Genomic DNA, 1,946 nt, shown 5'->3' on the forward strand with positions numbered 1-1,946 from the left:
TGACTGCGCGCGCTCCCATCACCCCGATGCAGACATCGCCGGTTGATCTCAACCGACGCGGTGCGGCTACGCTCGGCCGTTACTTGCAAACGATTCTCCATTCCGTGTGCTAAATCCACCGCTTACAATCATTCCGCAATCATCCCGAGCGTCGAGGTCTTCCCTGCGCCGGCGTACGCTTTCACTTTCACGGTCGTGCCGGATGCGACCGTTTCGAGTGTGTCGAGCTGCTCGTTCGTCGGTGGGCAACCAAGGGTGCAGCACAAGGCGATGTTCGACCGGTTCCTTCGAGCGTTGCGAGAATCGGCGGCGGTCTGCGCCGGCCGCCTCGGTTGTCTGCCATTGCAGATAGGCGGTGCGCGGCTCAGCTGTCCAGAGATGCGAGTCGTTCATGAAAGGCGGTACCTTATATACTGAATTGGCATCACCCCGACGCCTTGCGAATCTGCGATTCGCCACCCCGTCTACAGGAAGAGGGGGGCATCCCCATGCCCTGTGCGTCGGCGATCGCACGCAGGCATGCGAGAGGACCGCCCTCGACGATCTGCGCCGCGCACGCGAGCATCAGGTTGACGGAAAGTCCAAAGTCCTCGACCAGATACCCGCGCTCACAAACGTCGCCGAGCGCTGTCGCAATGCACGGCACGCGCTCACGCAGTGCGGTCAGATCGTCGCGATAAGCCCATATCGGCTTTCCCAGCGCGGCGGCAAAGCCGAGTTCGAAGGCGGTGCCACTATCCGGCTCGCCAACGCCGCGGAAGTCGCCCAGGTTGGCCATGACGATATCGGCGCGGCGAATCGCGGCCACGTTGGCGCGGTAGATCCACGTGGCCTTGTCGCCAGGCGACAGGTTCGCCGGCGCGACCGCGTCGAGCGGGTAAAGCCCCTCGAATCCCAGACTGGCGCAAAGTCGCTGCAGGGAGCGACCGTATTCCAGTGCGTCGGCGCGAAACACGTCGAAACCCGCGAGATAAATACGCGCCTTCCCGGCGCCGTCATCTGCCACAGTCATTCGGTGATGCGGAAGCGTTCGACGTTCTGATCCTTGAGCCATCGTGGCGCGCGCCCGCGCCCGCTCCACGTTTCACCAGTCTCGGGGTTGCGGAACTTCGCGGCCACCGCGCGCGGCTGCACGTTCTTGCGGCGCTTGCCAAACACGTCCTCAGGCGTAAATCCGAACTCCCCGACAGTCTCACGCACCTTCTCAAGCGCGGAAGCCGCCTCCTGCTGCCGCGCCTCCGCGATCAGCCTTTCAAGCTTCTCTTTTTCCGCAAGCAGTTCTTTATATCGTGCCATCGTCTTGAATTTCCGTTGTGGATGATGGACGATTCTACCAGGCGCGAATCCCTGTCAAGTGCCTAACCGGGGCTGGCAGGCGCGAGGCGCTATGTTCGTTCCAGTCCTCGCCAGCGGTAGCTCAACTTCGACATTCGCAGTATCAATCATCGATGAAAAGAATTTCTGTCCGCCGCTCCAGCGTTCACGGTCGCGGCGTCTTTGCGCTGCGCCCGCTGTTCGCCGGCGAGTTCATCCTCGAGTACACCGGTACGGTTATGAGCCGGAAGCGCGCGATAAGTCGCCATCGCCGGTTCGGGGAGGAGGGCCATACGTTCCTCTTTGGGCTTTCTGATGGGCGCGTCCTTGACGGTTCGCTCGGCGGCAACAGCGCGCGCTGGCTTAACCATGCCTGCGTCGCCAACTGTGAGGCCGTCGAGGATAATGGAAGGGTCTACATTCAGGCGGTGTCGGACATTCAGCCCGGCGAGGAGCTGTTCATCGCATACGGTCTCACGACAGAGGGGCGCGCCTCGGCAGCAGTGCGAGCGCAGTATGCGTGCCGCTGCGGCCACCGGCGATGTCGCGGAACGATGCTCGCTGGTAGTTCATTGCGCTTTTCCGACTCATTCAAGGTTGAGCAGGCCAATTAACGAATCGACGCCAGAGAA

At 62.0% G+C, this 1,946-nt stretch carries 3 protein-coding genes; 1 reads left to right on the forward strand and 2 read right to left on the reverse strand.

What is annotated here, in order from left to right:
- Positions 1 to 424: 424 nt before the first annotated feature.
- Together F6X42_RS42460 and F6X42_RS42465 are read right to left on the reverse strand one after the other, a co-directional pair.
- On the reverse strand, positions 425 to 1,012 hold the full coding sequence (locus F6X42_RS42460) for a nucleoside 2-deoxyribosyltransferase (RefSeq protein WP_187639707.1): 588 nt from the start codon (positions 1,010 to 1,012) through the stop codon (positions 425 to 427).
- Entirely contained in the window at positions 1,009 to 1,296 is a 288-nt protein-coding gene (locus tag F6X42_RS42465) for an H-NS histone family protein (RefSeq protein WP_187639708.1), read from the reverse strand. Before F6X42_RS42465 ends, F6X42_RS42460 begins: the two co-directional genes overlap by 4 nt.
- A gap of 152 nt (positions 1,297 to 1,448) precedes the next feature.
- On the opposite strand from F6X42_RS42465, the gene F6X42_RS42470 reads away from it, so the two are divergent.
- A complete protein-coding gene (locus F6X42_RS42470; protein ID WP_187639709.1) occupies positions 1,449 to 1,928 on the forward strand; it encodes an SET domain-containing protein in 480 nt (159 codons plus the stop codon).
- The last annotated feature ends 18 nt before the right edge of the window (positions 1,929 to 1,946 follow it).

The sequence above is a fragment of the Paraburkholderia podalyriae genome, from assembly GCF_014397785.1.
In the GTDB taxonomy this organism is placed as follows: domain Bacteria; phylum Pseudomonadota; class Gammaproteobacteria; order Burkholderiales; family Burkholderiaceae; genus Paraburkholderia; species Paraburkholderia podalyriae.

Coding starts and splice junctions, on each gene's coding strand:
- F6X42_RS42460 (WP_187639707.1), bottom strand. CDS start 1,012: ATGACTGTGGCAGATGACGGCGCCGGGAAGGCGCGTATTTATCTCGCG.
- F6X42_RS42465 (WP_187639708.1), bottom strand. CDS start 1,296: ATGGCACGATATAAAGAACTGCTTGCGGAAAAAGAGAAGCTTGAAAGG.
- F6X42_RS42470 (WP_187639709.1), top strand. CDS start 1,449: ATGAAAAGAATTTCTGTCCGCCGCTCCAGCGTTCACGGTCGCGGCGTC.